The organism is Microlunatus sp. GCM10028923, assembly GCF_042666975.1.
GTDB lineage: Bacteria > Actinomycetota > Actinomycetes > Propionibacteriales > Propionibacteriaceae > Microlunatus.
In genome coordinates this window covers 60,928-85,165 of the sequence record NZ_JBHTFF010000019.1, presented here as the reverse complement: position 1 = coordinate 85,165, position 24,238 = coordinate 60,928, and the positions used below count along the sequence as shown (strand labels likewise).

At 68.0% G+C, this 24,238-nt stretch carries 28 protein-coding genes; 16 read left to right on the top strand and 12 right to left on the bottom strand.

Annotated features, from left to right (window positions below):
- Positions 1–622 precede the first annotated feature (622 nt).
- Entirely contained in the window at positions 623–1,018 is a 396-nt protein-coding gene (locus ACFQU4_RS33275) for an MmcQ/YjbR family DNA-binding protein (protein ID WP_377500528.1), read from the top strand.
- A 577-nt stretch (positions 1,019–1,595) separates the two neighbouring features.
- Here ACFQU4_RS33275 and ACFQU4_RS33270 read toward each other — a convergent pair.
- The gene (locus tag ACFQU4_RS33270) at positions 1,596–2,435 is read right to left on the bottom strand and encodes an alpha/beta hydrolase fold domain-containing protein (protein ID WP_377500666.1); all 840 of its coding nucleotides are present in this window, start codon (positions 2,433–2,435) and stop codon (positions 1,596–1,598) included.
- A 152-nt stretch (positions 2,436–2,587) separates the two neighbouring features.
- Here ACFQU4_RS33270 and ACFQU4_RS33265 point away from each other — a divergent pair, with 152 nt between their 5' ends.
- Positions 2,588–2,998, top strand: a complete 411-nt coding sequence (locus tag ACFQU4_RS33265) for an SRPBCC family protein (RefSeq protein ID WP_377500525.1) — start codon at positions 2,588–2,590, stop codon at positions 2,996–2,998.
- Positions 2,999–3,079: 81 nt separating this feature from the next.
- Positions 3,080–3,709, top strand: coding sequence for a dihydrofolate reductase family protein (locus ACFQU4_RS33260; protein ID WP_377500523.1), 630 nt, complete (start codon positions 3,080–3,082; stop codon positions 3,707–3,709).
- A 159-nt stretch (positions 3,710–3,868) separates the two neighbouring features.
- On the opposite strand, the gene ACFQU4_RS33255 is transcribed toward ACFQU4_RS33260, so the two are convergent.
- The 3 genes from ACFQU4_RS33255 to ACFQU4_RS33245 all read right to left on the bottom strand — a co-directional run bounded on the left by ACFQU4_RS33255 (position 3,869) and on the right by ACFQU4_RS33245 (position 5,509).
- Positions 3,869–4,726, bottom strand: coding sequence for an aminoglycoside phosphotransferase family protein (locus tag ACFQU4_RS33255; protein WP_377500521.1), 858 nt, complete (start codon positions 4,724–4,726; stop codon positions 3,869–3,871).
- Between the two features lie 110 nt (positions 4,727–4,836).
- Positions 4,837–5,064: a helix-turn-helix domain-containing protein gene (locus tag ACFQU4_RS33250; protein ID WP_377500519.1), complete on the bottom strand. Its 228-nt coding sequence runs from the start codon at positions 5,062–5,064 to the stop codon at positions 4,837–4,839.
- Entirely contained in the window at positions 5,054–5,509 is a 456-nt protein-coding gene (locus tag ACFQU4_RS33245) for a GbsR/MarR family transcriptional regulator (protein ID WP_377500517.1), read from the bottom strand. The genes ACFQU4_RS33250 and ACFQU4_RS33245 overlap by 11 nt, the downstream gene beginning before the upstream one ends.
- Before the next feature lie 121 nt (positions 5,510–5,630).
- Between ACFQU4_RS33245 and ACFQU4_RS33240 the strand changes: the two genes are divergently transcribed.
- Both ACFQU4_RS33240 and ACFQU4_RS33235 read left to right on the top strand, forming a co-directional pair.
- Complete coding sequence (locus tag ACFQU4_RS33240; RefSeq protein ID WP_377500515.1) at positions 5,631–7,277, top strand: CocE/NonD family hydrolase; 1,647 nt, start codon at positions 5,631–5,633, stop codon at positions 7,275–7,277.
- 30 nt (positions 7,278–7,307) lie between these two features.
- Positions 7,308–8,528 (top strand): cytochrome P450, encoded by a 1,221-nt coding sequence (locus ACFQU4_RS33235; protein WP_377500513.1) that lies wholly within the window; start codon positions 7,308–7,310, stop codon positions 8,526–8,528.
- A gap of 85 nt (positions 8,529–8,613) precedes the next feature.
- Here the strand turns inward: ACFQU4_RS33235 and ACFQU4_RS33230 are convergent, their stop codons facing one another.
- A complete protein-coding gene (locus ACFQU4_RS33230) occupies positions 8,614–10,596 on the bottom strand; it encodes an amino acid transporter (RefSeq protein ID WP_377500511.1) in 1,983 nt (660 codons plus the stop codon).
- A 22-nt stretch (positions 10,597–10,618) separates the two neighbouring features.
- Positions 10,619–11,293, bottom strand: coding sequence for a TetR/AcrR family transcriptional regulator C-terminal domain-containing protein (locus tag ACFQU4_RS33225; RefSeq protein ID WP_377500509.1), 675 nt, complete (start codon positions 11,291–11,293; stop codon positions 10,619–10,621).
- An 86-nt stretch (positions 11,294–11,379) separates the two neighbouring features.
- On the opposite strand from ACFQU4_RS33225, the gene ACFQU4_RS33220 reads away from it, so the two are divergent.
- Complete coding sequence (locus ACFQU4_RS33220; RefSeq protein WP_377500507.1) at positions 11,380–11,916, top strand: hypothetical protein; 537 nt, start codon at positions 11,380–11,382, stop codon at positions 11,914–11,916.
- On the opposite strand, the gene ACFQU4_RS33215 is transcribed toward ACFQU4_RS33220, so the two are convergent.
- Complete coding sequence (locus ACFQU4_RS33215; RefSeq protein ID WP_377500505.1) at positions 11,869–13,080, bottom strand: MFS transporter; 1,212 nt, start codon at positions 13,078–13,080, stop codon at positions 11,869–11,871. The two genes, ACFQU4_RS33220 and ACFQU4_RS33215, sit on opposite strands and share 48 nt — an antisense overlap.
- 229 nt (positions 13,081–13,309) lie before the next feature.
- Between ACFQU4_RS33215 and ACFQU4_RS33210 the strand changes: the two genes are divergently transcribed.
- From ACFQU4_RS33210 to ACFQU4_RS33195, 4 genes are all read left to right on the top strand, one after another.
- Positions 13,310–13,531, top strand: a complete 222-nt coding sequence (locus ACFQU4_RS33210; RefSeq protein ID WP_377500664.1) for a DUF2188 domain-containing protein — start codon at positions 13,310–13,312, stop codon at positions 13,529–13,531.
- Between the two features lie 11 nt (positions 13,532–13,542).
- Positions 13,543–14,538 carry an ATP-dependent DNA ligase gene (locus ACFQU4_RS33205; protein WP_377500503.1) on the top strand — a complete coding sequence of 332 codons (996 nt, stop codon included), beginning with the start codon at positions 13,543–13,545 and terminating at the stop codon, positions 14,536–14,538.
- Positions 14,539–14,541: 3 nt separating this feature from the next.
- On the top strand, positions 14,542–15,294 hold the full coding sequence (locus ACFQU4_RS33200; RefSeq protein WP_377500501.1) for a hypothetical protein: 753 nt from the start codon (positions 14,542–14,544) through the stop codon (positions 15,292–15,294).
- 127 nt (positions 15,295–15,421) lie between these two features.
- Positions 15,422–15,649: a hypothetical protein gene (locus ACFQU4_RS33195; RefSeq protein ID WP_377500499.1), complete on the top strand. Its 228-nt coding sequence runs from the start codon at positions 15,422–15,424 to the stop codon at positions 15,647–15,649.
- Between the two features lie 140 nt (positions 15,650–15,789).
- Here the strand turns inward: ACFQU4_RS33195 and ACFQU4_RS33190 are convergent, their stop codons facing one another.
- A complete protein-coding gene (locus ACFQU4_RS33190; protein WP_377500662.1) occupies positions 15,790–17,220 on the bottom strand; it encodes a serine hydrolase domain-containing protein in 1,431 nt (476 codons plus the stop codon).
- A gap of 79 nt (positions 17,221–17,299) precedes the next feature.
- On the opposite strand from ACFQU4_RS33190, the gene ACFQU4_RS33185 reads away from it, so the two are divergent.
- Positions 17,300–18,253: a phosphotransferase gene (locus ACFQU4_RS33185; RefSeq protein ID WP_377500497.1), complete on the top strand. Its 954-nt coding sequence runs from the start codon at positions 17,300–17,302 to the stop codon at positions 18,251–18,253.
- Here the strand turns inward: ACFQU4_RS33185 and ACFQU4_RS33180 are convergent.
- Entirely contained in the window at positions 18,250–18,486 is a 237-nt protein-coding gene (locus ACFQU4_RS33180) for a hypothetical protein (RefSeq protein ID WP_377500495.1), read from the bottom strand. The two genes, ACFQU4_RS33185 and ACFQU4_RS33180, sit on opposite strands and share 4 nt — an antisense overlap.
- A 51-nt stretch (positions 18,487–18,537) precedes the next feature.
- Between ACFQU4_RS33180 and ACFQU4_RS33175 the strand changes: the two genes are divergently transcribed.
- Complete coding sequence (locus ACFQU4_RS33175; protein ID WP_377500493.1) at positions 18,538–19,473, top strand: phosphotransferase family protein; 936 nt, start codon at positions 18,538–18,540, stop codon at positions 19,471–19,473.
- Between the two features lie 44 nt (positions 19,474–19,517).
- Entirely contained in the window at positions 19,518–20,063 is a 546-nt protein-coding gene (locus tag ACFQU4_RS33170) for a hypothetical protein (RefSeq protein ID WP_377500491.1), read from the top strand.
- A gap of 136 nt (positions 20,064–20,199) precedes the next feature.
- On the opposite strand, the gene ACFQU4_RS33165 is transcribed toward ACFQU4_RS33170, so the two are convergent.
- Both ACFQU4_RS33165 and ACFQU4_RS33160 read right to left on the bottom strand, forming a co-directional pair.
- Positions 20,200–20,637 carry a hypothetical protein gene (locus ACFQU4_RS33165; RefSeq protein ID WP_377500489.1) on the bottom strand — a complete coding sequence of 146 codons (438 nt, stop codon included), beginning with the start codon at positions 20,635–20,637 and terminating at the stop codon, positions 20,200–20,202.
- 31 nt (positions 20,638–20,668) lie between these two features.
- Positions 20,669–21,052, bottom strand: coding sequence for a PRC-barrel domain containing protein (locus ACFQU4_RS33160; protein WP_377500487.1), 384 nt, complete (start codon positions 21,050–21,052; stop codon positions 20,669–20,671).
- 190 nt (positions 21,053–21,242) lie between these two features.
- Here ACFQU4_RS33160 and ACFQU4_RS33155 point away from each other — a divergent pair, with 190 nt between their 5' ends.
- The 3 genes from ACFQU4_RS33155 (at position 21,243) to ACFQU4_RS33145 (ending at position 23,748) form a co-directional block, all read left to right on the top strand.
- Positions 21,243–22,382: a Vms1/Ankzf1 family peptidyl-tRNA hydrolase gene (locus tag ACFQU4_RS33155; RefSeq protein WP_377500485.1), complete on the top strand. Its 1,140-nt coding sequence runs from the start codon at positions 21,243–21,245 to the stop codon at positions 22,380–22,382.
- A 129-nt stretch (positions 22,383–22,511) separates the two neighbouring features.
- The gene (locus ACFQU4_RS33150) at positions 22,512–22,952 is read left to right on the top strand and encodes a hypothetical protein (protein WP_377500483.1); all 441 of its coding nucleotides are present in this window, start codon (positions 22,512–22,514) and stop codon (positions 22,950–22,952) included.
- Between the two features lie 157 nt (positions 22,953–23,109).
- Positions 23,110–23,748 (top strand): DUF305 domain-containing protein, encoded by a 639-nt coding sequence (locus ACFQU4_RS33145; protein WP_377500481.1) that lies wholly within the window; start codon positions 23,110–23,112, stop codon positions 23,746–23,748.
- Positions 23,749–23,802: 54 nt separating this feature from the next.
- Here ACFQU4_RS33145 and ACFQU4_RS33140 read toward each other — a convergent pair whose 3' ends face one another.
- Positions 23,803–24,225 carry a VOC family protein gene (locus tag ACFQU4_RS33140; protein WP_377500479.1) on the bottom strand — a complete coding sequence of 141 codons (423 nt, stop codon included), beginning with the start codon at positions 24,223–24,225 and terminating at the stop codon, positions 23,803–23,805.
- Between the last annotated feature and the right edge of the window lie 13 nt (positions 24,226–24,238).

The window sequence follows — 24,238 nt, the reverse complement described above, 5'->3', positions numbered from 1 at the left end:
GTTAGCAGCTATTGCTGTTGTGGCTCGTGATCCCACAGGGATCGAAGGGACGGCCGAACAGGCCGGCGTCCGACTGCTCGAACATTGCCGCGAGCTGAGTTTCGATGGTCATTGATCTTCACCCCCTCGTTGTTTATGTGGTAGCAGAAGCTGGCACGGGTGTCTGCGGAGTGCGGGTTAAAGATTGATGGTTCTTAATGTTCGGCCTCGACAACGATGTGGAGAGTCCGGTAGGGGAACCGACCTACATGTCCGCAGTTCCGCAGTTAGCAGCTATTGCTGTTGTGGCTCGTGATCCCACAGGGATCGAAGGGACGGCCGAACAGGCCGGCGTCCGACTGCTCGAACATTGCCGCGAGCTGAGTTTCGATGGTCATTGATCTTCACCCCCTCTCCTGCCTTTGTAAGTTGGTTACAGAACCTAACACGGGTTTCTGTGGTGGGCGGGCAGTTCACCAGAAGTTTTTCTAGACATTCGGCCTTGAAAACGGGGGGATCGTCAGGTACGGGAGCCGTGTGTATCTGACGTGGTCGGCAGTAGTACTGCGAAGCCTGGTGGGATCGTGACTCGTCCCAGTGAGCTGCGGCGATGGAGCCCAGGATTCGTTCGATGGTGTGGGTCATGACCGAAGCGGTGTGGGATCGAGTGCGTACCTTCGCCCTCGGCCTGCCACAAGCGATCGAGGACTTCCCGTGGGAAACGCCGGTGATCAAGATCGATCATCCGCCCGGTCAGTTGATCGGTGGCGGGCTCGTCTTCGGGCCTATGTTCCTCTGGCTCGGCAAACCGGACGCGTCCTTGCCAGCAGTCTCGGTGAAACTGCGAGCCTCCTACGAGGAGGCAGTGAGCGTTGCGGACGCCACCCCCATGACCTACAGCGGCCTCGGCCAGTGGGGCTGGCTGACCGTGCCGCTCGACCGAGGTGTCGACCTCCGCCTGCTCTGCGACTGGGTCGAAGAGAGCTACCGCATCGTCGCGCCGAAGAAGCTCATTGCCGAACTCGACGAGTCTGGCTGACCCTGGGCCGACGGCGACGGCGCGGGCTCGCGAACGCCTTCCGAAACGACGGCTTCTCATCAACCGTTCGACCTGGGCGTTGACGCGGCTCGTACCAGGTCCGTGTGTAAGCCGGCCGCTGAATGACCGAACGTGAGGTACCTCGAGTTCGCCGACCTGGCTGCGCATCTCTGCCGACGGGTTCTTGGAACGCAACCGACCGAACGCGGCCGACCCCGCTGACTGCGCCTTGACTCTCGGGCGACCCGAGGCATGAGGGTTGATCTGTGATCAAGGACGACCTGTCTGTGCAGCTAGAACAGTGCAGCTGAGCAAGGCACCAGCGGTGGGCGGCATGAGAACGATCCGCGGTCTCCTGAGACGGCTGCACGTGATCATCACTCGGCCCACGAACCGCCCGCCCGTTCGCAGCAGACTCGACCGACAGCCCGATCTACCGTTGCCCGCGATGCCACCGAACAAGCCATCCTGACCCATACGCGGCGTGCGACAACGGCCGCTTCTGCACAGGCCCAACACTCGCACCCATCCCAACGCAGCGAATCGATAGAGGGTCGGCGCTTTCGGTCTGTTGCGTTCAAAGGACACGTAGGAAGAATTGCGCGGCGAGGTCGGCGAATTCGAGGTACCTCACGTTGGGCCAGGTGGAGTCAGGTTTCGGGTTCCAGTTGTGGTAGCCGTCGATGGTGATGAACTCGACCGGCACGTCGACGGCTTTGAGGGCATCGCGTAGTCGGGTTGCTTGTTCGTACGGGACGGTCTCGTCGAGGGTTCCGTGAGCGATCAGGAATGGTGGTGCGTCGTGCCGGACGTAGGTCAGCGGGCTGGCTTGCCGCATGGCGGTTTCTTGTTCGGTGACGGTTCCGCCGAACAGTTGGGTGACCCGACTGGGGCGGTCATGGATCATCTCGCCCCCGGGTGCGAGAAAGTCGCTTGGCGCGCTGGCCATCGCGACAGCGGCGACTCTGCTGGACACCTCGCCGTTGCCGCCATCGCCTTCAAGCTCTGGATGATCACTGGTGAGCCCGGCGAGGGCAGCGAGATGACCGCCGGCGGAGTGTCCCCAGATGCCAATCCGATCTGGATCCAGCCCGAAGTCGGGGGCATGGGCACGTAGCCATCGGATCGCGGCCTTGACGTCGTGAATCTGCGCCGGAAACACTGCGTCACCGCTGAGTCGGTAGTCGACCGCTGCGGTGGCGATTCCTTGTGCTGCAAGGTGGGCACACCAGTAGCTGAGTCCTTCGATTCGGCTACCGCCGGACCAGCCGCCCCCGTGGAGCCAGATCGTCGCCGGTCCGGTTGCCGATGCGGGCAGCAGAAGGTCCAGCAGCAAAGGAGTTCCGCCTGCCTCGCCGTAGACGATGCCGGGAACAAACCTCAACTGTTGAGAGTGGTTGGTCGTTGGTTCGAACATGATCACCAGTCAACCGAGAGCGGTGCCCGATCACCTAAGAGCGGTGGAGAGGGATTGACCAAACCGTTACAGGCCCGCCGGCACCCGGTCAGCCGCGGGTCGAGTCCGATTTCTGGAAGATGCGCAGCTGAACTGTCCCTAGCATCGTGAGTGTGACCGACCAGCAACCGATGCGCAGCCGACACCTCAGTCAAGTCATTCGCCGTCCTCCGGCCACGGTGTACGCGTTCGCGGCCGAACCTGCCAACCTGACACTGTGGGCAGCCGGCCTCGTCCAGGCCGAGGTCCGACGCGACGGCGCCGACCTCCTCGCAGACACTCCCGGCGGCCAGATCAGGATCCGCTTCGCAGCACCCAACGAGTTGGGCGTCCTCGACCACGACGTCACCACGCCGGACGGTGTGCAAACGTTCAATCCCTTCCGGGTGCTGCCTCACCCAGAAGGCAGCGAGGTGCTGTTCGCTCTTCGCCAACTGGCGCTGTCCGACACCGAGTTCGATCGCGACGCCGGAATGGTGCAATCCGACCTTGACCGGCTGCGTGATCTGCTCGAGGGGGCATGACGAAACAATCACTGGACGGCCGTGTGCCCAGGGGCCGGGGCGGACCGATGAGTTCCGGCCCTGTGCCGGGTCTATCCCCGCATGACCAAGATCATCGCCCAAGCATCCGTCTCACTCGATGGGTTCATCGCCGGCCCCGACAACTCAGGTTTCGACCGTCTCTTCGCCTGGTGCACCGCCGGCGACGTCGAGACCGCGTCGGAACAGCCGGACCGGCTCACCTACCGGACCTCCGCAGCGACAGCCGCCTATCTGCAGGACCTGGTCGATCGGACCGGAGCCTTCGTGGTCGGACGCCGCCAGTTCGATGACACCAACGGCTGGGGCGGCTCCCATCCGGCCGGGAAGCTGCCCGTCATCGTCGTCACCCATGCGCCGCCGGAGGGCTGGGTCAATACGGACACCCCGTTCACCTTCGTCACCGACGGCATCGAGTCCGCCATCCGGCAGGCCGCCGAGGCCGCCGGCGGCAAGGATGTCGGAATCGGGCCCGGCAGCATCGTCGGCCAGGCGCTCGACCTCGGTCTGGTCGACGAACTCCGACTTGATCTTGTGCCGTACGTTCTCGGCGGCGGCACCCCCATGCTCGGTGCCGTCGAGACCGCACCGATCGACTTCGGCGACCCGGAGATCATCCCCGGCACCCGGGTGACCCACCTGATCTACCGACGCTCGGTTCCCGCCGAGTCGGATACCGCGGCCACTGTCTGACGGCCGGCGGACCTTCCCACCGTTGGCGCAGGTGATCACCCGTCCCGCGCCAACGGTGGATGAGCAAGTCCTCCGATGCCGAGCCCGACCGGGCGCCGCTTACAGAGCCATGATCATCCATCGCCAGGCCCTGTCGTCACCGCATGCGAGACCCTCGACCTACACCGAGTGATCAGAGTCGAGCTGGTTCAGGGCCTGAAGTGCGGACTGCATCATCTCCTGCGCCTTCGCGTCGCCGTACACCTTGGCAGCGAAGGCGAGGTACTTGATGTTGATCCAGACGGTCGCAAGGAGATAGCTGCTGGCCCAGTCTCGATCCAGGTCGAGGCGTTGGCCAGTGAGGCGATGCCAGGTGTCGATGTAGGTCTTGTACCCGCTGCTGTCAGGTCCGCCGAGGTTGGCGATGTCGAGGGCGGGAGTGCCTACGAGGGCGCCGCCCCAGTCGATGAGGTGGCCGATGCGACAGTCGTCATCGAGAACGTTGTTTCGATGAACGTCACCGTGCAGCAGGGTCCGCGGCAGTCGGTCGAGAGGATCCGTGATGCGGCGATCTTGTTGCAGCGCTGCGACCTGCGGGATGAGGTCGTTCGGTACCGGACGATCGAGTTTGGCCAGGCGTTCCATCGAAACGTCGCACTTGGACCGCCACCAGGCTGCATCGACCACGGGGATCGACTCGGGTGGGGGTTCGGTGAGGTAGTGGCGGTGAACCCGGGCGAGCGTCTCGATCACATTCGGAGGAAGGCTGGTTTCGTCCGTGGCCGGGGCAGCCTCGTAGAAGGCAGACATCAGATACGGCCCCGAGTCGTCCTTCCCGACCTCGACGATCTCCGGTACGGCATCGGCATCCGCGGCCTTCGCCGCAGCCTGCATCGCATCGATCTCGAGTTGCGACGTGTGCTTCAGCAGGACCGTTCGCTCGACGCGGCGGCCGGATTGGTTGATGGCCACTCGAAGGCGGAACTTGGCCGCGTCGCTGAAGCCGCCGGCCAGGGGATCGCGGGAGATGATCTCCATCCCTGGGTCCGCACCAGTTGACTCCATTGCCATGATCATCGACTTTAGTCGGGCGGTCGGCTGGGTGATCCGCGGGAGGGCCTGGTCTCAGGGGCAGAGTCTCGGCAGGACTAGTCAAGATCGTGCTGGCCGAAGCTGAGCAGGTCGCTGGGCTGACATTCGAGCACCGCGTAGATCGCTGCCAGGGTGGAGAAACGGACCGCCTTGGCTTGACCGTTCTGAGGATGGACAGGATCACCAGGGGGCAGGCCCACCCGGTCAGCGAGTCCGACGAATCTGAGCCGGCGCAGATACATTGCAGAGAAGGGATCCTCGGCCATGGCGAAATCAGTGATCATCGGAGGGGTTGCTGCGCCAGCGGTCGACCAGGCCGGGTATTTCGGTGAAGAGGTAGTCGTAGAAGCCGCGCATGTACTCGAGTCGCTGCCGGGCCGGACTGTCGGGCTTGATCGTTTTCAGGCCGAGCTCGGCGGCCTCCCGCATGCCGCGTACCGCCTCGTTCTGGGTCGTGAAGAGGGTCTCCCAGGCGCGTTCGCGCATCCGGAAGTGGTCGCGGCGACTGCCGGGGGCCGGGGTCTGCTCCAGCAGGCCGACGTTGCGGAGGCTGCGGATCGCCGTCGACGCCGAGCCGGCACTGATCCCGAGCAACTCGACGACATCGCCCAGGGTCAGCGAGGGCTCGTCGGTGAAGAGGAACGCCGCGAGCACGCGTGCGGTCGAGCGTTGCATGCCGTTGGTGGACAGGACCAGGGCCAGCTGCTCGGCGGGTTCGATCGTGCTCACAAGACACCATTCTAATGTGTTCAGAAATATTTGAACGTACGATACAGTGATCCACGGTGTGCCGGGAAGCCTGGTCGGCGAACGAGTTCGACGTCCCCGACCCAGCAAAGGACCGCACACCATGAGCATGCTCGGCAGGATCGGCGGTCGGCTGCTCGGCCTCCCGCCCGTACGGTCACCCAAGATCATGGTCGAACGCGGCCTCGAGATCCCCGCCGGCGACGGCGTCACCCTGCTCGCCGACCGGTACTACCCGGTCGCCGACCCCCGTGCCCCGCTGTTGCTGTTCCGGACGCCGTACGGGCGGGGGTCTGCGAACGTCTTGATCTCGCGTCTGTACGCCGAGCGCGGCTACCAGGTCCTCATCCAGTCGCTCCGCGGCACCGACGGCTCCGGTGGCACGTTCGACGGGTTCGCCATGAACCGGGCGGACGGGCCGGCCACGATCGCCTGGTTGCGGGAGCAGCCGTGGTTTCCCGGCGTCTTCGGGAGCTTTGGCGCCAGCTACCTCGGCTACGCCCAGTGGGATCTCGCCTCGACGCCGATCCCGGAGTGGCGGGTCGCGATCATGGACGTGGCGCCGAGCGATTTCTACCACTCCTTCATGTACGTCGGCGGCGCGTTCGCCCTGGGCAACGCGCTCGCCTGGACGCAGCTCGTGCACAGCCTGATGCGTGACGGTACGTCGACCAATCCGTCGACGATGTCGGCCCTCACCGCGGGCCGGACGCTCGCCCGCGCCTGCGCGGAGTTGCCCATCGCGCGGGCCGACGAGGCCGCCACCGGGTCGACGGTGCCGTACTTCCAGGACTGGATCGCCCACGAGCACTACGACGAGTTCTGGGCCCGGATGGACTACCGGGACAACGTCGACAACCTGCCGCCGGTCGTGCACCTCGGCGGCGGCTGGCCCGACTTCTTCCTCCGCAACACGCTTGATGATCATGCCCGGATCCTGGCCAGTGGCCGCACGGTCCGGCTGTTCGTCAGCGCGGCCCAACACGGCCGGAACATGACCGGCCGGCAGTACCTCCGCGACGTGTTCACCGTGCTCGACCACGCCTTCGGATCACGGTCGCTCGACTCGGTCCCGGCCGTCAGACTCCAGGTCGCCGGACGCAAGCACTGGCGCAGTGCCGAGCAATGGCCGGTGCCGCACCAACCGGTCACCTGGTATCTGCAGGGCAACGGCGGGCTCGCGCCGGAAGGAGCCGGGGCATCGCCGGCCTCGTTGCTGCGGTACGACCCGGAGGATCCCACGCCGACCGTCGGCGGCACGATGGTCGGGCTCGGCGCGGGCGCGCGGGACAACCGCAAGATCGAAGCCCGGCCGGACGTGCTCACCTTCACCAGCACCGAACTCGCCGATGATCACACCATGATCGGCCCGGTCGCGGCGACGATCCACGTACGGTCCAGCCTGGTCGACACCGACGTCTTCGTACGGATCTGCGACGTCCATCCGGGTGGGCGATCGCTGAACGTCTCCGACGGAATCCTTCGCCTGACCGACCAGAACGCGCCGGCGGACGACGACGGCATCCGGGTCGCGCAGGTTGAGCTGTGGCCGGTCGGCCACGTCTTCCGCCGCGGCCATCGGATCCGGGTCCAGGTTTCGGGCGGCGCGCATCCGCGCTTCGTCCGCAACCTCGGCACCGCTGAGCCGCTCGCGACCGCGACCACGTTGCGGGCCGCGCGCCAAGAGATCTTCCACGATTCAGTCCACCCGTCCGCAGTCGTGCTGCCGCTGGCCGCACGGGATGCCTGACGGGCCAGAGAAAAAGGAGTTTGTCCACCGATGAATGACAATGCCACTGACCTGGTCGGCCTGTTCACGGCCCCGGACCGGAAGGCGTTCTACGCAGACCTGGCAGCAGCCGGCCCGGTCAGCCCGGGGCGCTATTTCAACGGCAGCCCGGTCTGGCTGGTCACCGGGTACGACGAGAGTCTTGCGGTGCTCAAAGATCATCAGCGATTCAGCAACGACATCATCGGGCGCCGCTCGACGGTCGATGTGGCGGCGGTCGGCGGACTTCCGGAGGACGTGCAGCCGTACCTGCTGCACACGCTCGGTGCCTATGACCCGCCCGAGCATGCCCGGCTCCGCAAGCTCGTCTCGCGCGGCTTCACGATGAGCCGGGTCGAAGCGATGCGGCCTCGGATCCAGGAGATCGTCGACGACCTGCTCGACGGCTGGACCGACGAGCCGGTCGTCGACGCGGTGCAGCGGCTGGCCTATCCGCTGCCGATCCGGGTGATCTGCGAGCTGCTCGGGGTGCCCGAAGCTGATCTTGATCGCTGGCGTACCTGGGCCGTCGACATCGTCGCTCCGGATCTGGAGCGGATCGCGGTCGCCACCCGCGGGCTCGTCGGCTACATGCGAGAGCTGATCGCCGCCAAGCGATCCGAGCCCGGCACGGATGTCCTGTCCGCCTTGATCATCGCGCAGGAGGAGGACGGCGATCGGCTCAGCGAGGAGGAGTTGATCTCCCTCGCGATCACCATCCTGCTCGCCGGCCACGAGACCACCGTCAGCTTGATCGGCAACGGTTTGTTGATCTTGCTCGAGAACCCGGAGCAGCGGCACGGGATCCAGGCCGACCCCGATCTGATCCCGGCGGCGGTGGAGGAGATGCTCCGGATGGCCGGACCGGCGGAGATCGCCCCGATGCGCTTCGCCCGTACGACCACCGAGCTCGGCGGTGTGACCATCCTCGAGGATGACGCCGTACAGATCGTCTACGCCGCCGCCAACCGGGACCCGCGGCGATTCGATCAGCCGGACCTGGTCCAACTCGACCGCGCGGACAATCCGCATCTGGGGTTCGGGCAGGGCATCCACTACTGCCTGGGCGCCGCGCTGGCCCGGGTGGAGGCCGACCTCGCGTTCCGCAGCGTGCTGTCGCGATTCCCCGACCTCGACCTCGCCGTCCCGGCCGCCGAACTGACCCGGACGCCGGGCCTGCAGGCGGTCCTCACGGCGCTCCCGGTGCGCCCGGGCGGTACGTCGAACCGGTGATCATCCCGGAGCCTCCGCGACAACGGTCCACCGCCGTCGCGGAGGTTTCGGCACGCCTCCCCGGTCACGCAGGGGGAGGCGTTGATCAGCCGACGTGGACGTGGGGTCGCCGGCTGCGGTCGGGCTCGGCGCGGCGGATGATCTCGCGGGTGACCGGGGCCGTCTCCCCGACGCCGAGGAAGAGGAAGCGGAGGAAGTGGGAGATCGGGTTGCCCTCGGTCCACTCGAGGTAGATGTGGGGCCGGTAGCCGGTCTGGTCCCGAAGGTGCAGCAGCAGCGCGGCCAGGGCGTTGGGCACGGTGGGGCTCTCGAGGCGCAGCACCCGGTACTGGCCGTGGGTGACGACGCCCTGCACCCTCAGCTCGCGGGAGAACTCGGACGGGTCGGTCACCGTGACCTCGACGAACACGATGGCCTGGTCGTCGGTGAGGTCGTTGTCGGCCAGGATCTGGCGGCGTTTCTCGCTGTACTCGGCCTGGTCGAGGATGTCGGGCTCGTTCGCGACCAGCCGCAGGGTCCGGCGGGTGCAGTCCCGGATGAACAGCTGGGCCTTCTCGTCCAGCTCGATCCGGTCGACCCGCAGTTCCAGGGACCGGGTGAGCCGTGAGATGAGGGAGACGGTGATGACGGCGGCGATGAAGAGCGCGGAGATGATGATGCCGTCGGGGTGGGCGATGATGTTGGCGACGATCGCGTACAGCAGGATCGCGGTGAGTACGGCGAACCCGATGGCGGCCCGCCGTTGCCGTCGACGGACGGCGCTGATGGTCACCGCGACCGCGCCGGAGACCATCATGGCCAGCACGCCGGTGGCGTAGGCGCCGGCTTGTTCATCGACGTCGGCGTTGAACACGAGGGTGACGATGATGCAGACCGCGGTGTAAACGATCACCACCGGCCGGACCGCGCGGCCCCATTCGGGTGCCATGCCGTACGCGGGCAGGTAGCGGGGCACGATGTTGATCAAGCCGGCCATGGCCGACGCGCCGGCGAACCACAAGATCGTGATGCTGGACAGGTCGTACACGGTGCCGAACACCTCGCCGAGGCCTTCGTGGGCGAGATAGGCCATGGCGCGACCGTTCGCGGCGCCGCCGGGGGCGAACTCCTCGGCCGGGATCAGCACGGTGGTGATGAAGCTCGTACCGATCAGGAAGACCGACATGATCAACGCGGCCGCGGTCAGGAGTCGGCGGGTGTTCTTGATCCGGTTCGCCAGCCGTTCCTCGGGTGTCGACCCGGTCGACCTGACCAACGGCATCATCGACACGCCGGTCTCGAAGCCGGACAGTCCGAGCACCAGCAGCGGGAAGGCCAGGATGGCCGGGCCGGCGATGTCGCCGAACCCCACCCCGTTGACGGTGAGTGCCTCGACCCACCGGCCCAGCAGTTCGGGCGCGGCGGCGATCCGGGCCAGCCCGACGCCGATCACGGTCAGGTTCACCGCCAGGAATACGGCGACGAGGGGGATCGCGACCGCGACGGCTTCGTTGAAGCCGAGCAGGAAGACACCGCCCAGGATGAGCAGCAACACGATGGTCACCGGTACGGCCTGGCCGTGCAGGAAGTCCGGGGCCAGCGGGTTCTCCAACAGGTGTACGGTCGCGTCGGCCGAGGACAGGGTGATGGTGACGATCCAGGAGGTCGCCACGAACCCGAGCAGGACCAGGACGAACACCTTGCCCCGCCAGAACGGCAGCAGCTTCTCCAGCATCGCGACCGAGCCCTGGCCGTGCGGGCTCTCCCTGGCCACCCGCCAGTACATCGGCAGCATCCCCAGCAGGGTGAGCGCGACGATCAGCAGCGTGGCCAGCGGCGACAGCGCCCCGGCGGCCAGCGCGGCGATCCCGGGGAGATAGGACAGCGTGGAGAAGTAGTCCACCCCGGTCAGGCACATCACCTTCCACCACGGCTGCGGTGGCGCATGCCCTTCCTGGGTTTCCGGCCCGGCCGGATGGACCCGGTTCGCCATCAGCCAACGACCCAACCCGCTGCCGCGGCCGGAGTCGCCCGGCCCGGTCGGGGACGAGTCAGGCTGGCCGGTCGCCGCAGGACTGAGCTTGGTCACGAACCCCCACCTTAGGTCCCGATCACGGTCTGGGCCCCGAAGCGCGGCTCTCGGCCTCGATGCCGTCCAGGATTCTGGCCAGCCCGGCCGTCAGCCGGTCGTCGTGGTGGGCGGCCGCCTCGGGCGCGGCGCGGCTCCGCAGGCGGGGAAACTGCCTGGCGATCTCGCTGACCTGGGCCATGGCCTCGGCCAGTCGCTGGTCGCCGTCGTCCGCCCGGCGAAGTCGTGCCCGCCAAGCCGTCTCCGCCGTCGCACCGACGGCAAGGCCGAGCACGAAGGCGAACACGGTGGTGGAGGCCTCGTCGGCTCCGTCCGAGGTGAGGCCGGCCGCCTCGTAGACGGCGAGAAGATGATCATCATGGCGGGCCTTGCCGGGGCCGTAGAGCAGGTGGTTGCTCATCGCGGGCACGAGCCAGGGGTGGCGGGTGATCATCGAGTACAGATCGGTCGCCATCGTCGTCGCGGCCGGCCGCCAGCCGTGCTCCGCCGGTCCGGGCAGGCCGACTTCGGCCCACACCTCGTCGGCCGCGAGTGCGATCAGCTCATCCCGGCCGCCGACGTGCCAGTAGACCGCCGTGGGGACGGCGCCGAGCTTGCCGCCGAGCCGCCGCATGGTCAGGCCGGTCAACCCCTCGACGTCGAGGAGTTCGATGGCGGCGCCGACGATCAGCGGTCGGGTCAGGGTGTCGCGAGGCACTCCGAGAGCCTAGCCAATCGAATTGTACTTAGTTCAAGTGGGCCACTAGGCTCCCTCTTGCACTTAGTTCAAGTAGGAGGAATCTGATGAGTCCTGAGTTGATCGCCGCGGCGGTGCAGCTGGCCACGGCGGCGACCTTCGTGATCATCGCCGCGGTCGCCTTCCGGACCGGGACCGCGGCCCAACGGGCCGCCGAGGCGGAGGTGGAGCGGCAGGGACTCCCGGCCGGTGTGCTGGCCGCCAACAAGGTCCGCTTCGACGAGAGTGCCGCAGAGGCCCTCGTCCCGTTGGCGATCGCCGCCGTCCTGGTCGTCCTGGCAGTGCTCAACCTGACCGGCACGCCGGCCGGGCGGATCGGGTCCTGGATCTTCCAGCCGATCCTGCTCGTCGTCGGTGGGTACGTCACCGTCAGCCAGCTCCGCACCACCCGCATGCTGCAGGCTGCCTTCGCCAAGTCCGACGACGAACGGCTGCACACGCTGAACGTTGCTTCGTTCGTCGACGCGGCGACGGGCGCCTATCCGAACTGGCTACGGCCGCTCCAGGTCGCCCGCCTCGTCCTGGTCACCGCCGGATCACTGTTGATCATCATCCTGTTGGTGATCGCCGCCCGGAACAGCTGAAGCGCGGGCGGCCGGCCGGGGAGGCCGAGCTCCGTACGGATGAACGAGGAGCAGCAGCGCCGCCGCGAGGCAGACGCCGAACATGACGGCTGGGTAGGCCGCGGGAGCGTTGCCGGAGAGGGCGCCGCCCAGCCACGGGCCGAGGAAGAAGCCGAGGTAGCGGAGTTCGCCGAGTCCGAAGGCGAGCCCCTTCGACGTGCCGGTGAGTTGGTGGAGCATGATCTCCTGCCCAGGCAGCAGTGCCGACTGTCCGGCTGACCAGAACAGGATGCCGAGATAGAGCAGCGGTACGGTCTCCAGGCCGAGCTGGAACAGGGCCAGCGCGACGACGAAGGCGAACGTACCGATGATCATGGAGGCCCGTACGGTCAGCCGGAGCCGGGGCAGGACGAACTGCCAGGCCAGATTGAGTACGGCGTTGATGATCAGCAGTACTGCGAGGTGGGTGACGCCGGTCGTGCCCAGGCGTTCGTTCAGGAGGAGTGGGAACACCGTGCTCAGCTGGGAGAACACGGTGAAGATCAAGATGCCGATCATGATGATGCGGGTCAGCTGGCCGCGGCCCTCCCGCGGTCGATCGGGAACCGCGGCGGGCGGTGCGACGAAATCCCGTACGGCAGCAGGATCTTGCGAACGGGTGATCAAGATCAGCATGACGGCGTAGCCGGCGTAGAGCAGGGCAGGTACGGCGAAGTAGACCTGTTCGGAGAGCCCGAAGGTGACAGCGCCGGCGGCCGGGCCGGCGATGGCGCCGAGGCTGAGCATCGCGTGGCGCCACCGAAATCCGGATCCGGTGCGGAAGTCGATGGTGGAGAGAAGGTGCTTGCTCGCCGGTTCCATGAGAGTCCGGCCGACGCCGAGCGTGATGATCATGGCGATGGAGAGCACCAGGTCCGTGACGGCGGCGAGGACCAGGTAGGCGAGAGCCGTGAGCACGAGACCGGTGATCAGGAACGGGCGGGCCGAGGTCCGATCGATCACCGCGCCGACAGGTCCGCCGCCGAGCGCAGCGATCAGCGCGATGGCGCCGATGGCGAGCCCGACCGTCGCCGGGTCGGTAGCACCTCGAGCGGTGAGGACCAGCGGCAGGAACGGTAGGGCGGCGAAGTAGGCGACCGAGCTGAGCAACGTGCCGAAGATCAGGACGCGCCTGAGCGAGGGCATGCCTCGGCCGGGTAGGGAGGATTGCATGGGTGGGTTCCTTCTCGGAAAGGGAGGAGATGGTGCTGACGGTGACAGCACGCTGATCCCGGGAGGTGAAGGTCCACACTCGACCGGTGTTGCTCTCAAGGTAGCAGGCGGCGAACAGCCTTCACCGACGAGCGGGCCGGATTTTCATGGCCGACCAGGTTGGGTACATCACCGGGTGAGCAATCGAGGAGAGTGATCGGTGATGGATCGGAATGTGGTGCATGTGGTGCCGCGCAGTGGGCACTGGCAGGTGGAGCAGGGCGAGACCGGGATCGCGACCAGTGACACCAAGGAGAAGGCGATCCAGTTGGCCCGGGAGGCCGCCGGGCGGACGAAGCCGTCCCAGGTCGTCGTGCACGGCGAGGATGGCCGGGTCCAGGACGAGTTCACGTACGAGGACGATCCGTTCCCGCCTCGCGGCTAGACAATGGAACGATGGAGCTACGGCCGATGCTGGCGACGCTGACCGATCGGCTGCCGGCCGGGCCGGGCTGGTTGTTCGAGCCCAAGTGGGACGGCTTCCGTACGATCGCGAGGGTCGACGAGCCCGGTTCGGCGTCCCTCTTCTCCCGTCGCGGCACCAACCTCAATGACGCGTTCCCTGATGTCGCGGCCGCGGCCGCCAGGGCGTTGCCGGCGGGTACGGTGATCGACGGGGAGATCGTGCGCTGGGCCGTGGACGGCCGGCTCGACTTCGAGGCGCTGCAGCGACGCAACCGCTCGGCCGGCCGCGGAGCCCGCGAACTCGCGAGGACCGAACCCTGTCACCTGATCGCGTTCGACCTGCTGCGCACCCCGGACGGCGACGTGACCGGTCGGCCGCTGGCGGAGCGGCGCGCGCTGCTGGAATCGATGCTGCTCGCCGAACCGGACCCGTCCGACCAGGTCGTCCTCGGGATGCAGACCGACGAGCTCGACACGGCCGAGGTGTGGCTGGAAGCGCTGGCCAAGGTCGGGGTGGAGGGGATCGTCGCCAAGCGCGCCGCGGGAACCTACCGTCCGGGCGCGCGGGGCTGGTCGAAGATCAAACGCTACGCGACGACCGAGGTGATCATCGGCGGCGTGACCGGTCCGCTCGACCGGCCCGAGTCACTGGTGGTCGGCCGGTTGCACACCTCGGACGGGCAGTTGCACCTGGCCGGCCGCACGACCGACCTGTCCTCGTCGGCGGCCGAGCAGGTCGCGGCCGTGATCACGCCGGCCGATGATCATCCGTGGCCCGACGTGTTGCCGCCGTCGTGGCATGATCGCGAGCCGCGCCCGTACCACCGGGTGCAGCCGGACCTGGTGGCCGAGATCCGCGTCGACGTCGCCACCAGCAACGGTGCCGCGGGCGAGACCGGCCACTGGCGCCACCGGCTCCGCCATCTCCGGCTCCGGCCGGATCTGACCGTCGACGACGTACCGCGGGATCTGGACCTGGAGGCCTGAACCATGATCAGCCGTGCTGCCCCGGCCGCTGGTGACTACGACCCGAAAGCGGGCTATGCCCGGATCGGCGTGATCTTGAACGACGACCCGATCGAAGAGGCCGCCGAGGCGATGCCGCCACGGTTGCACGGGCCTGGCGCCGTCGTCTTCGGAACCGTGCTCGTCGTCGACGTACGGGACTCCAGCGGGCTGGCCCGGCGCTACCCGGCGGAGCGGCTGGCGCGGCTGTACCGGGCGTTGGTCTCGGAGCTGACCGCGATCCTGACCTGCCCGCAGGTACGGCACCTCTCCTTCATCGGAGACCGGATGTGGGCGATCTACGACACTCCGACCGGCGCCGATGCCTCGGCGGTCCTCGATCTCGCCGCCCGGGCCAACACGCTGCGGTGGATGATCAACCGGCAGCTGCAGCAGGACAACGAGACGCTGATGATCGGTTACGGCGTCGGCATCGAGTACGGCCGGCTGGTCATGATCAACACCGATCTCGATGCGGCTGCCGGCGGCGGCAATGTCGCCTACGCCGGTCCGGCCGTGCACCGCGCCGCCCAGCTGGCGCACCGGGCCGACCGTTCCGACCGGCTCCCCGTCGACCTCGGCGCTCGGTTCGCGGACCGGCTCGACGACCGCGGCCGCCGCGTGCTTGCCGACGTGTTCCACCGCGACCCCGATGATCAAGGTTTCAACGGCAACCTGATCGACCGGGACCTCTACGAGGCCGGCACACCGGGCGAACCCGCCAGCGGCCCGGCCTGAGGGTTCAGCCGAGGGGCGCCGTTGATCTTGTTTCGGCAGCTATCAGCGTCGAACGCTCTGCTGGTGGGTAGCGGGGCCCGGCGCTGGGTAAACCTCGAGAACAACCTCTGCATGGAAGGGAAGTCTCATGAGTGACACCGAGACCGGTTCCGTGACCGGGACCAAGGACAAGACCTACAACATCATCTGGTTCGTCGAAGCCTGCTTGAGCAACGCGCTGAAGCTCGAAGGCTATATCCAGGACTCCGAGCGGGACGGTGACGCGGAACTTGCAGAGTTCTTCCGCCGGGCCCAGTCCGAGAGCCGAAAGGGTGCCGAGCAAGGCAAGAAGCTGCTCGCGGCCAGGCTCGGCTGACCGTGTGGGGCCGAGGGCCGGATCGCATCCGGAGAGAAGCCGGTCTGCCCGATATCCGATGGCCGATCGGCCTGGCGCATGGAGCTGGCCCGGCTCAGCCTGAATCTCCCGGTCTAGCGACGACCGGCGCCCTTGCCGTCTCAGGAGGGCGAACGGAGTTCGTCGAAGTCGAATCCGCCCGGCGGAGCCGTGTGCCATGCGGCTCGGAAGGTACGTGTCGGTAGGTCGCAGGTGACGGCGAGCCGGTGCGGGGTCTCCAGGAAGACGATGGCGAAGGTCAGGGTGGAGTCGCTGGTCCAGCCGCCGCTGATCACGGTCGGGACGCCGGCGACCGTTGCCGCCCGGTTCCAACCTCGGGCGTGCAGGAGCAGCGAGTACCGGGTGTCGTAGTCGGTCGCGATGATCCGCCAGTCCTCCTGTTCTGCTGCCAGTTCGATCATGCTCAAGTCGGGCTGGGCATCGCACGTACCTCCTGCCGGGCGGAAGACGGCGCCCGCCCACTCCGCACGATGCGCCGGTGGTGCCAGCCGTCCGGAGGCAGGGGGGACCTGGAGTTGGGCCAAGCGGTCACGAAGGGCGGCGTCCTGTGGGCCGGGCACGGCCGACCGGGTGTTCTCGGTGTCGAAGGCGGGCAGGAGGCGGGTCCAGATCAGGTCCAGCAAGGCCGGCGGATCGCTGCTGGCACCGGTGGCGACGATCACCGCGTCGTGCTCGGGAAGGACCAGGCAGAATTGTCCGAACAGTCCGTCGCCACGGTAGCCGTGCCGGGACATCCAGAACTGGAATCCGTACCCCTGCTGCCAATCGGGGCCCGGGCCGCTGCTGGAGATCTGTCGCCGGGTCGCCTCGGCGACCCAGCTTTCGGGAAGTAGTTGGCGGCCGTTCCAGTGGCCGCGCTGGAGGAGGAGTTGACCCAGCCGGGCGACGGCGTCGGTCGTGGCATGCAGGCCCGCCGAGCCCGCGTCACGGCCGGCCACCTGGACCCAGCCGAACCGGTCGATGCCGAGAGGGTCGAGGAGCCTCGGCCGCAGGAACTCGGTCAGCGTCTGTCCCGTCGTCTGCTGCACGATCGCGCCCAAGGTGTAGCTGCAGGACTCGTCGTACGTGAACACCGTCCCCGGATCCGAGTCCGGAACCATCAGGAGAAACCCGCGCACCGGGTCCGATGGGTCAACGTCGAAGGTCTGGCTCCAGGTGCCGACGTCGTGGCCGTTGGCCATGATCAACAAGTGCCGGATCAGGATGGAGCGTGATCGTGGATCGGTGATCTCGGCGTCCAGGTCCGGGAAATACTTGATCACCGGATCGTCCAGGGCCAGCCATCCTTCGGCCTCGGCGAGCCCGATCGCGGCCGACGTGAAGCCCTTGCTCAACGAGTACAGGTGATGCACCAGGTCCGGTTGGTAGGGCGCCCACCAGCCATCGGCGACGACGTGGCCATGCCGCAAGATCATCAGCGAGTGCAGTTCCACGCCCTCGGCTTCCTCGACCCCGTCGAGGAATCGCAGGAGGTGGCCGGCGGCCACGCCCTGTTCAGCTGGGCTGCTCGACGGCAGCGGGCCGGGGGTCATGGACAAGGAATCCCAGAATCCGTCCCGAGTGTCCACCGGTTTTCGGCCGCCTGATCGAACGCGGTGTGATGATGATCGAATGCCGCGTCGTCCCGTCGTCGATTCCGGTCGACTCGCTCGGTGGTGTGCCGAGCAGTTGGGCAGTCCGCCCGCTGATGAGCTGTTCAGGTCCGGGCACCTGTCGGTCGTCGTCGGGCTGCGGCTGGCCGACGGTCGTGAGGTCGTGGTCAAGATTCGTCCGGACGCGCCCCGGATCGCGGCCTGTGTCGACATCCAGCGCAGGATGTTCCAGGCCGGCTATCCGTGTCCCCGGCCGCTCACCGGCGCCGTCCCGTTCGGGGGCGAGTTGGCAACCGCGGAGGCCTATGTCCCGGGTGGTGCGATGCTTCCTGGCACGGACGACCCGGCGGCGTCGTTCGCGGAGGCCTTGGCGTGGCTGATCAGGTTGGCTCCGCGGCCGGGCGAGGTGCCGGCGCTTGATCCGGCGCCGTCGTGGAACCACGGTGGTGACGAACTGTGGCCGCGTTCGGAGGAGGACCCTGACGCCGACCTCAACCAGCGGCCCGGCGCGAGTTGGATCGACGAGGTCGGGCGCAGGGCCCGTGATCGGCTGCGAGTCGGCGGGTCCGACGTCATGATCGGCCATGGCGACTGGCTTGCCGGGAACCTGCGCTGGAACGAAGACTCGCTCCTGGTGGTGCACGACTGGGACAGCATGATCGTCGAGAGCGAAGACGTCCTCGTCGGGTTCGCTGCCGCGCTCTACTCGACCGGCGGCGGTGCGGACGAACGAGCCACCGTTGAGGAGACCGAGCGATTCCTCGACGCGTACGGCCGCGCGCGGGGCCGGAAGCTCGACGCCGATGAACTCCAACGGGCCTGGGCCGCCGGGCTCTGGACCCTTGCCTACGACGCGAAATATCAGCACACGGTCGGCCAGCCTGTCACCGTCTTGACCGAGCGCCAGGCCGGCGAGCGCCTGCGCCGTGCGGGACTTCGGACCACGCCGCCGCGGCGGCGTCCTTCGTCCTAGGTACGCCTTCGCAGCGCGACTCCGGCGAGGGTCATGACGATGCCGACTGCTCCGATCAACAGGGCGATGATCATGAGCGCCGCGTCGCGGGGGAGTACCGCGCAGCCGGCCGAGGTGTCCTCGTAGTCGCATGAGCGCCACGGCTGAATAAACAGGATGACCGCGCTGACCGCTGCGACGATGATCAGCACGATGCCCGCTGCGCGGAGCCAACGGCCCGCCCCGTTCTGCATGGGGCGAGCCTAGCCGCAGCGACGACCTGCCGTCGGAAAGGAAGGAGACACGTGACTGTGCTCGAACCTCCGGTACCGGAGTTTCCGTCCCGCCGTGCCTATGTCGAAAGCCTGCACCACCGGGAGGTCTGGCAGCCCTACGTCTCGGCAGTCCTCGCCCTACATCGGCTGCCGTGGGCCGATCTCGAGGTGGGCCAGGTCGGGAAGTATCCGACGTTCCTGGTCGGGGACGTGGTCGTCAAGCTGTTCGGCCGGTTCCCGTCCTGGCGTGGAGATCACGCCGTCGAACGGTTCCTGCAGCAGCGGCTGCACGACGTACCGGAAGTCCTGGCTCCGCGCCTGCTGGGCTCGGGTGAGCTCTACGGTGACCATGATCAGCCGTGGCCGTACCTGATCACCGAGCGGGTGCACGGCATCGCCTGGCGGGACGCGCGCGGGCTCACTTCTGCTGTACGGGAAGCGATCGCGCATCGCCTGGGCGAACGGATCCGCACGCTGCACGGCCTGGCGGTGCCTGCAGGGCCACCCTTCGAGAGCGACTGGTTGACGCAGCACGGTCGGGACTGCGCGACGCGGCTCGCGGCCAACGCGACGCTTCCGGCGCATCTGCTGGAGCAGGTCGGCGACTATCTGGCGCCGATCGGGGCCCGGCGGAGCCTCACCCACGGTGATCTGACCGAAGATCATCTGTTCGTCGACGACCGGACGCTGAAGGGGATCATCGACTGGGGCGACGCCCAGGTCACGGATCCCTGCTACGAGCTGCCGCCGCTGTATCTCGGCGCCTTCGGGGGCGACCGGGAGCTGCTCCGCGCCTTCCTCGCCGGTTACGGCTGGAACGTCGACGGCGACTTCCCGCGCCGTGCCCTGAGCATCACCCTGATGCACCGGAAGGCCGAGTTCCTGGTCCGGCGGATCCGAGCCGTTGTTGATCTTGACTCCTGCCGGACCTTGGCCGACGTCGCTGACGCGGTGTGGAGGCTATAGCGCGGCGCTATTTCCGTTGCCCGGATCGGCTCCAGCAGGGAACGATGATCGGCATGGATGACGCGGCCCGCTACCTCGACGCCTATGACCGGCAACTGCGGACGGCGCGGACGGAGGCCGTCATCGCGCTGACGAAGGTCGGTCCGCTCCATCTGATCACCTTCGAACGTGGGTGGGGTTTCGTCACCTACCGGGATCTCGACGGAGTGACGGCCGATGGGATGAAGCCGTTAGTGGCCACGGCTCTGGACCACTTCCGCCGGGATGCCGCCATCGAGCGGGTGGACTGGAAGACCTGCGCCCATGACCATGACACCGGTCTCCGGGAAGCCCTGTTCGAGCACGGCTTCACCGTCGGAGCCCGCGAATCGATCATGGTGGGGGACGCCTGCGCGCTGGCCGTCGACGTGCCGCTTCCCGCCGGGGTCACCCTGCGCCGGGTGACGGAGCGCCCGGACGTGGCCGCGATGGAGGAGATGCAGGGCGAGGTGTTCGACGAGCCCGACTGGCAGCGCCGGGTCGACGTCATGATGCGACGCCTGGCTACCGGCGACGGCATGGACTGTGGGTCGCCGAGTGCGACGGCGTGATCATCTCCGCCGGCCGGATCGAGCCGGTCGGCGGCACCGAATTCGCCGATCTCTGCGGTGGTGCGACCCGGGTCGCCTGGCGTGGGCGCGGCGTCTATCGTGCGCTCACCACGGCCCGGGCGCGGGCCGCGATCGCTCAGGGGAAATCCTTGCTGCACAGCAGTTCCACCGAGTTCTCCCGGCCCGTCCTGCAGCGTGCCGGCCTGACCAAGATCTCTGACACCACGGTGTATGGCTGGCGGCCGGCGCCGCTGCCGGACCGAGCCGAGTGATCAGCACCGCCAGGCTCGACTACTCGGTCGCGGCCGTGTTGCCGGCCAGCGCGACCGGATCGTCCTGCCGGGGCCGGGTGTTGTCGGGTGCCGCCGAAGCGGGCCAGGAACTCGTGGCAGCGATGGGCCCGTTCGGAGTCCTCGGCCATCACCTGCTCGAAGAACGCGGCGATCTCGTCCTCGCCGGCGTTCCTGGCGTCGCGGACGTACTGGCCGTAGTCATGTCCGGCCTTCAGCGCGTGGTACTGCACCGAGATCAGGTCGAGGGTGACATCGTCGAATCCGGTCTCGCCGGTTGCCATGATCAACTTCCTTTCGTCGTCGTGGCCGGGCTCAGAACCCGCCGCCGCGCGGTCCGTAGATTCCGCCGTAGTAGGTGCCGAGGATTCCGCGGTACTCCTGGTCCGGGGCGGCCGCTTCCTCGGTCGGCGGCGGAGAGTCCTTGACCTGCTCCTTGGTGAGGTCGAGATAGACCTTCTCGTCCTCGGTGTCGACCCGGTCGATGGTGCCGGCCGGGAGGACGACCAGTCGGCCGAAGATCCAGGGGCCGGTGTCCACCACGATCCAGCTGCTGCCGTCATCGGTCGAGCCGTTGACGATCTTGCCGATGCCGCCGTCGGTCGCCTCGACCTCGAACCCGACCAGGTTCTCGGCCTGCAGGCCGGTCTCACCGGTCTTGGTGCGGAAGCTCCAGGCCTCCCAGCTCTCGGTGTTCATCACACTCACTCCCTCCTGCAGAATTTCTTCCCGAACGGAGTACGTACCCGGTGCCGGTGGTGATCAATCCATGATCATCTGCAGCCGGCGGCGGTTGCCGGGCATGTTTCCGGACGGAACTTCGGGGTACGTGCGGGGTGAGGTCGCAACAGGATGCTCCACGTCACCCGTACCTGAGGAGGGGACCATCGTGACGGCACCCGCTGCATACCCGGCCCGGCTGTGGGCCGAACTGTTCCGCCGGCCCGGGCCATGGTGCTCGGTGTTCTACGACGCCGGTACGGGCACGGTGGACAGCCGGCATGCCCAGGACGTCGTGCCGGACCAGGTCGCCGACGAGCTGCGGCGCCAGGGCGCCGACGACGCCACCCTGACGGCGATCGTCGAGGCGGTCCGGCCGGCCACCGGCGAGAGCAGGCCAGCCGCGCGGCTGATCCTGGCCGAGTCCGGCGAGGTCAGGCTGGACGAGGTGCTGGTCGGCAGCGAGGCCGGTCCAGGCTCGGCGACCGTCGGCCCGGTGCCCGATCTGCTGCCGCTGCTGCGCCATGATCAACATCGCTTTCCATACCTGGTCGTGGTGGTGGGCCGCGACGGCGGCGAGGTCCGGCGGCACACGGCCCACGGGGTACGGCAGGAGCCGATCACGGTCACCGGATCCCGGGAGAACCTCACCAAGAACCCGCGCGGCGGCTGGTCGCAGGGCCACTACCAGCACCGCACCGAGGAGATCTGGCGCCGCAACACCGGGGCGCTGGCCGATGCCGTGGAGGAGGCTCGCCGGATCGACGGGGCCCGGCTGATCGCGGTGATCGGCGACTCGCACGCGGCGCAGCTGTTGATCACGCAGCTACCGCCGGCCGCCGCCGATCTCACAGCCCGGATCGACACCATCCCGGACGGCAGCGAGGACGACGACGCCCTGCAGGCGGGGCTGGACGAGCTGATCGCCGAACAGTACGGACGCGCCGAACAGGCCCTGCTGGAGCAGCTGAGCGAGACCGGCGGACGTCAGCGGCGGGGCGGCGTCACCGGGATCGAACCGGTGGCGGCGGCCCTGCAACGGGCCCAGGCCGACGTCGTCGTACTGACCGACGAACCGGCCGAGGACCGCCTGGACGTGCTCGACGCGGAGCCGTGGGTCGCGACCAGGGGAGGCGAGACCTACGGCGCCGGGATCCTGGGCGAGGCCGAGGCACGTGGGGCCCTGCTGCGGGCCGCGGCGCTGAGCGACGCCGACGTGGTGCTGCTGCCGCCGGGCGCGCTCCGGTCGGTCCTCGCCGACGGCGCCGAGGCGGCCGCCCTGCTGCGCTGGACCGCGGAGCCGGGTTGAGCACGGCCGGCACCCCGCATCGGTGGACCGGAGAGGCGAGGCACGCCCGAGGCCGACCCGAAGGGGGCTGACGCGGGGCCCGGGGCGTCCGGATGCACAGACCGGCACTGACGCGGCATGATGGACCCGATGCCGGAACAGCCGAGGACCCGCCCGCTCGCGTACCGAACGCGACTGGTGCTGGCTGTCCTGTTCGGCCTGATCGTCGCGGGCGTGGTCGGCATGCACCTGCTGTCGGCGGACCATCGGCTCGCCACCCCCGAACCGTCCGGCCACGGCGACCCGGGCTCCGCGTCGCAGGCGATGCACGAGCACGCCGCGGCGACACAGGTCCAGCCGGCGGCCGAGGAAGAGGGCTGCGGCGACTGCGGCGACCACGCGATGCTGCTCGGCTCCTGCCTGCTCGTCATGGTGTTCGGACTGCTGTGGAGCTTCGTCCGGAGGGCCGGCGGCGGTTCCTGGCCCGCGCCACCGCCGGGCTGGAGTCGTGCCGTGGCGTACGTCGAACCTCTCCGGCGTGACTTCCGTACGGCCCTGACGCCTGTCGAACTGGCGATCAGCCGGACCTGATGGCGGTCGGCCGACAGCTTCGACGACCCGATCCGGCACCACGCTCCAGCCGGCGGGCCGCTGTTCGGCCGGTCACCTTCCGGAGCAGTACCTGCGCGGCCACCTCGACCGAGGCTGCGCCGCGCGAACCATCCTGAACAGGAACGCGATGAATCCCATGTTTCGAAGCACGCCCGCTCCGTTGCGCCGGATCGGGCTCACGGCCGCGGCGGGAATGATCTTGATCGTCGGAGCCGCCTGCAGCGACAGCAGCAGCGGTACGGATCCGATGGCGGGACATTCGATGCCGCCGACGCAGGCCTCCGGCTCGCCCACCGCGTCGGCCGAGAAGCCGGCGAACCGGGACGACGTGGCCTTCGCGGCCATGATGATCCCGCACCACGAGCAGGCGGTCTGGATGAGTGACACGCTGCTCGCCAAGAAGGGCCTCGATCCCGAGGTGCAGACCCTGGCGGAACAGATCAGGGCCGCCCAGCAGCCTGAGATCGACACCATGAAGCGCTGGCTGGAGGAGTGGGGGACGCCGCCCGATCACAGCCAGATGGATCACGGTGACGACAACGGCGGCATGATGACCCCGGAGGAGATGCGGGAACTGCGCGACGAGACCGACGCCGAGCAGGCCCAGCAGCAGTTCCTCGAGGCCATGATCAAACATCACCAGGGCGCCGTCACCATGGCCCAGGCCGAGGTCGAGAAGGGCAAGAACGCCGAGGCGATCGCGATGGCCAAAACGATCATCGCCACGCAGCAGGAGGAGATCACGACGATGGAGGGCATCCTCGACCGGCTCTGATCTCGAGCAGGCCCGGCCGGGGCGTCAGAGCCTCCGACCGGGTGCTCCGGGCCGTCAGGAATCCACGCGCTGGTACGACTCGTAGGCCTGGAGCCAGGCGGCCCGGAGCTCCGGCCGGTGAGCGGGCTGGACGCAGAACTCGTTGCCCTCCGGATCGGCCATCACCACCCAGCGTGAGTCGCCCTGGCCGACGTCGACCCGCGTCGCGCCCAGCGCCTCGAGGCGGGCGACCTCGACGGCCTGGTCCTCCGGGCGAAGATCGAAATGGAGCCGGTTCTTGATCGTCTTCGGCTCCGGCACCTTGATGATCAACAGGTCCGGGACGACACAGTCCTCCCGGGTCCCACCGGCCGGTTCGACCACCCATTCCGGATCCTGGTCGTGGCTGATCACCCAGCCGAGAGCCTCGGCCCAGAACCGGGCCACCGGGCCGGGGTCGTGGGCGTCGATGACGGTTGCGCCGATGCGGAGTCCCATGGCTGATCACCGT

What these genes read in the sequence shown, in the direction of transcription:
- ACFQU4_RS33215 (WP_377500505.1), bottom strand. Translation starts at nt 13,080, where the DNA reads ATGCCCTCGCTCAGGCGCGTCCTGATCTTCGGCACGTTGCTCAGCTCG.
- ACFQU4_RS33185 (WP_377500497.1), top strand. Translation starts at nt 17,300, where the DNA reads ATGCCGCGTCGTCCCGTCGTCGATTCCGGTCGACTCGCTCGGTGGTGT.
- ACFQU4_RS33240 (WP_377500515.1), top strand. Translation starts at nt 5,631, where the DNA reads ATGAGCATGCTCGGCAGGATCGGCGGTCGGCTGCTCGGCCTCCCGCCC.
- ACFQU4_RS33260 (WP_377500523.1), top strand. Translation starts at nt 3,080, where the DNA reads ATGACCAAGATCATCGCCCAAGCATCCGTCTCACTCGATGGGTTCATC.
- ACFQU4_RS33205 (WP_377500503.1), top strand. Translation starts at nt 13,543, where the DNA reads ATGGAGCTACGGCCGATGCTGGCGACGCTGACCGATCGGCTGCCGGCC.
- ACFQU4_RS33145 (WP_377500481.1), top strand. Translation starts at nt 23,110, where the DNA reads ATGTTTCGAAGCACGCCCGCTCCGTTGCGCCGGATCGGGCTCACGGCC.
- ACFQU4_RS33140 (WP_377500479.1), bottom strand. Translation starts at nt 24,225, where the DNA reads ATGGGACTCCGCATCGGCGCAACCGTCATCGACGCCCACGACCCCGGC.
- ACFQU4_RS33150 (WP_377500483.1), top strand. Translation starts at nt 22,512, where the DNA reads ATGCCGGAACAGCCGAGGACCCGCCCGCTCGCGTACCGAACGCGACTG.
- ACFQU4_RS33170 (WP_377500491.1), top strand. Translation starts at nt 19,518, where the DNA reads ATGATCGGCATGGATGACGCGGCCCGCTACCTCGACGCCTATGACCGG.
- ACFQU4_RS33210 (WP_377500664.1), top strand. Translation starts at nt 13,310, where the DNA reads ATGGATCGGAATGTGGTGCATGTGGTGCCGCGCAGTGGGCACTGGCAG.
- ACFQU4_RS33190 (WP_377500662.1), bottom strand. Translation starts at nt 17,220, where the DNA reads ATGACCCCCGGCCCGCTGCCGTCGAGCAGCCCAGCTGAACAGGGCGTG.
- ACFQU4_RS33200 (WP_377500501.1), top strand. Translation starts at nt 14,542, where the DNA reads ATGATCAGCCGTGCTGCCCCGGCCGCTGGTGACTACGACCCGAAAGCG.
- ACFQU4_RS33195 (WP_377500499.1), top strand. Translation starts at nt 15,422, where the DNA reads ATGAGTGACACCGAGACCGGTTCCGTGACCGGGACCAAGGACAAGACC.
- ACFQU4_RS33235 (WP_377500513.1), top strand. Translation starts at nt 7,308, where the DNA reads ATGAATGACAATGCCACTGACCTGGTCGGCCTGTTCACGGCCCCGGAC.
- ACFQU4_RS33270 (WP_377500666.1), bottom strand. Translation starts at nt 2,435, where the DNA reads ATGTTCGAACCAACGACCAACCACTCTCAACAGTTGAGGTTTGTTCCC.
- ACFQU4_RS33220 (WP_377500507.1), top strand. Translation starts at nt 11,380, where the DNA reads ATGAGTCCTGAGTTGATCGCCGCGGCGGTGCAGCTGGCCACGGCGGCG.
- ACFQU4_RS33180 (WP_377500495.1), bottom strand. Translation starts at nt 18,486, where the DNA reads ATGCAGAACGGGGCGGGCCGTTGGCTCCGCGCAGCGGGCATCGTGCTG.
- ACFQU4_RS33160 (WP_377500487.1), bottom strand. Translation starts at nt 21,052, where the DNA reads ATGAACACCGAGAGCTGGGAGGCCTGGAGCTTCCGCACCAAGACCGGT.
- ACFQU4_RS33255 (WP_377500521.1), bottom strand. Translation starts at nt 4,726, where the DNA reads ATGGAGATCATCTCCCGCGATCCCCTGGCCGGCGGCTTCAGCGACGCG.
- ACFQU4_RS33250 (WP_377500519.1), bottom strand. Translation starts at nt 5,064, where the DNA reads ATGATCACTGATTTCGCCATGGCCGAGGATCCCTTCTCTGCAATGTAT.
- ACFQU4_RS33165 (WP_377500489.1), bottom strand. Translation starts at nt 20,637, where the DNA reads ATGGCAACCGGCGAGACCGGATTCGACGATGTCACCCTCGACCTGATC.
- ACFQU4_RS33275 (WP_377500528.1), top strand. Translation starts at nt 623, where the DNA reads ATGACCGAAGCGGTGTGGGATCGAGTGCGTACCTTCGCCCTCGGCCTG.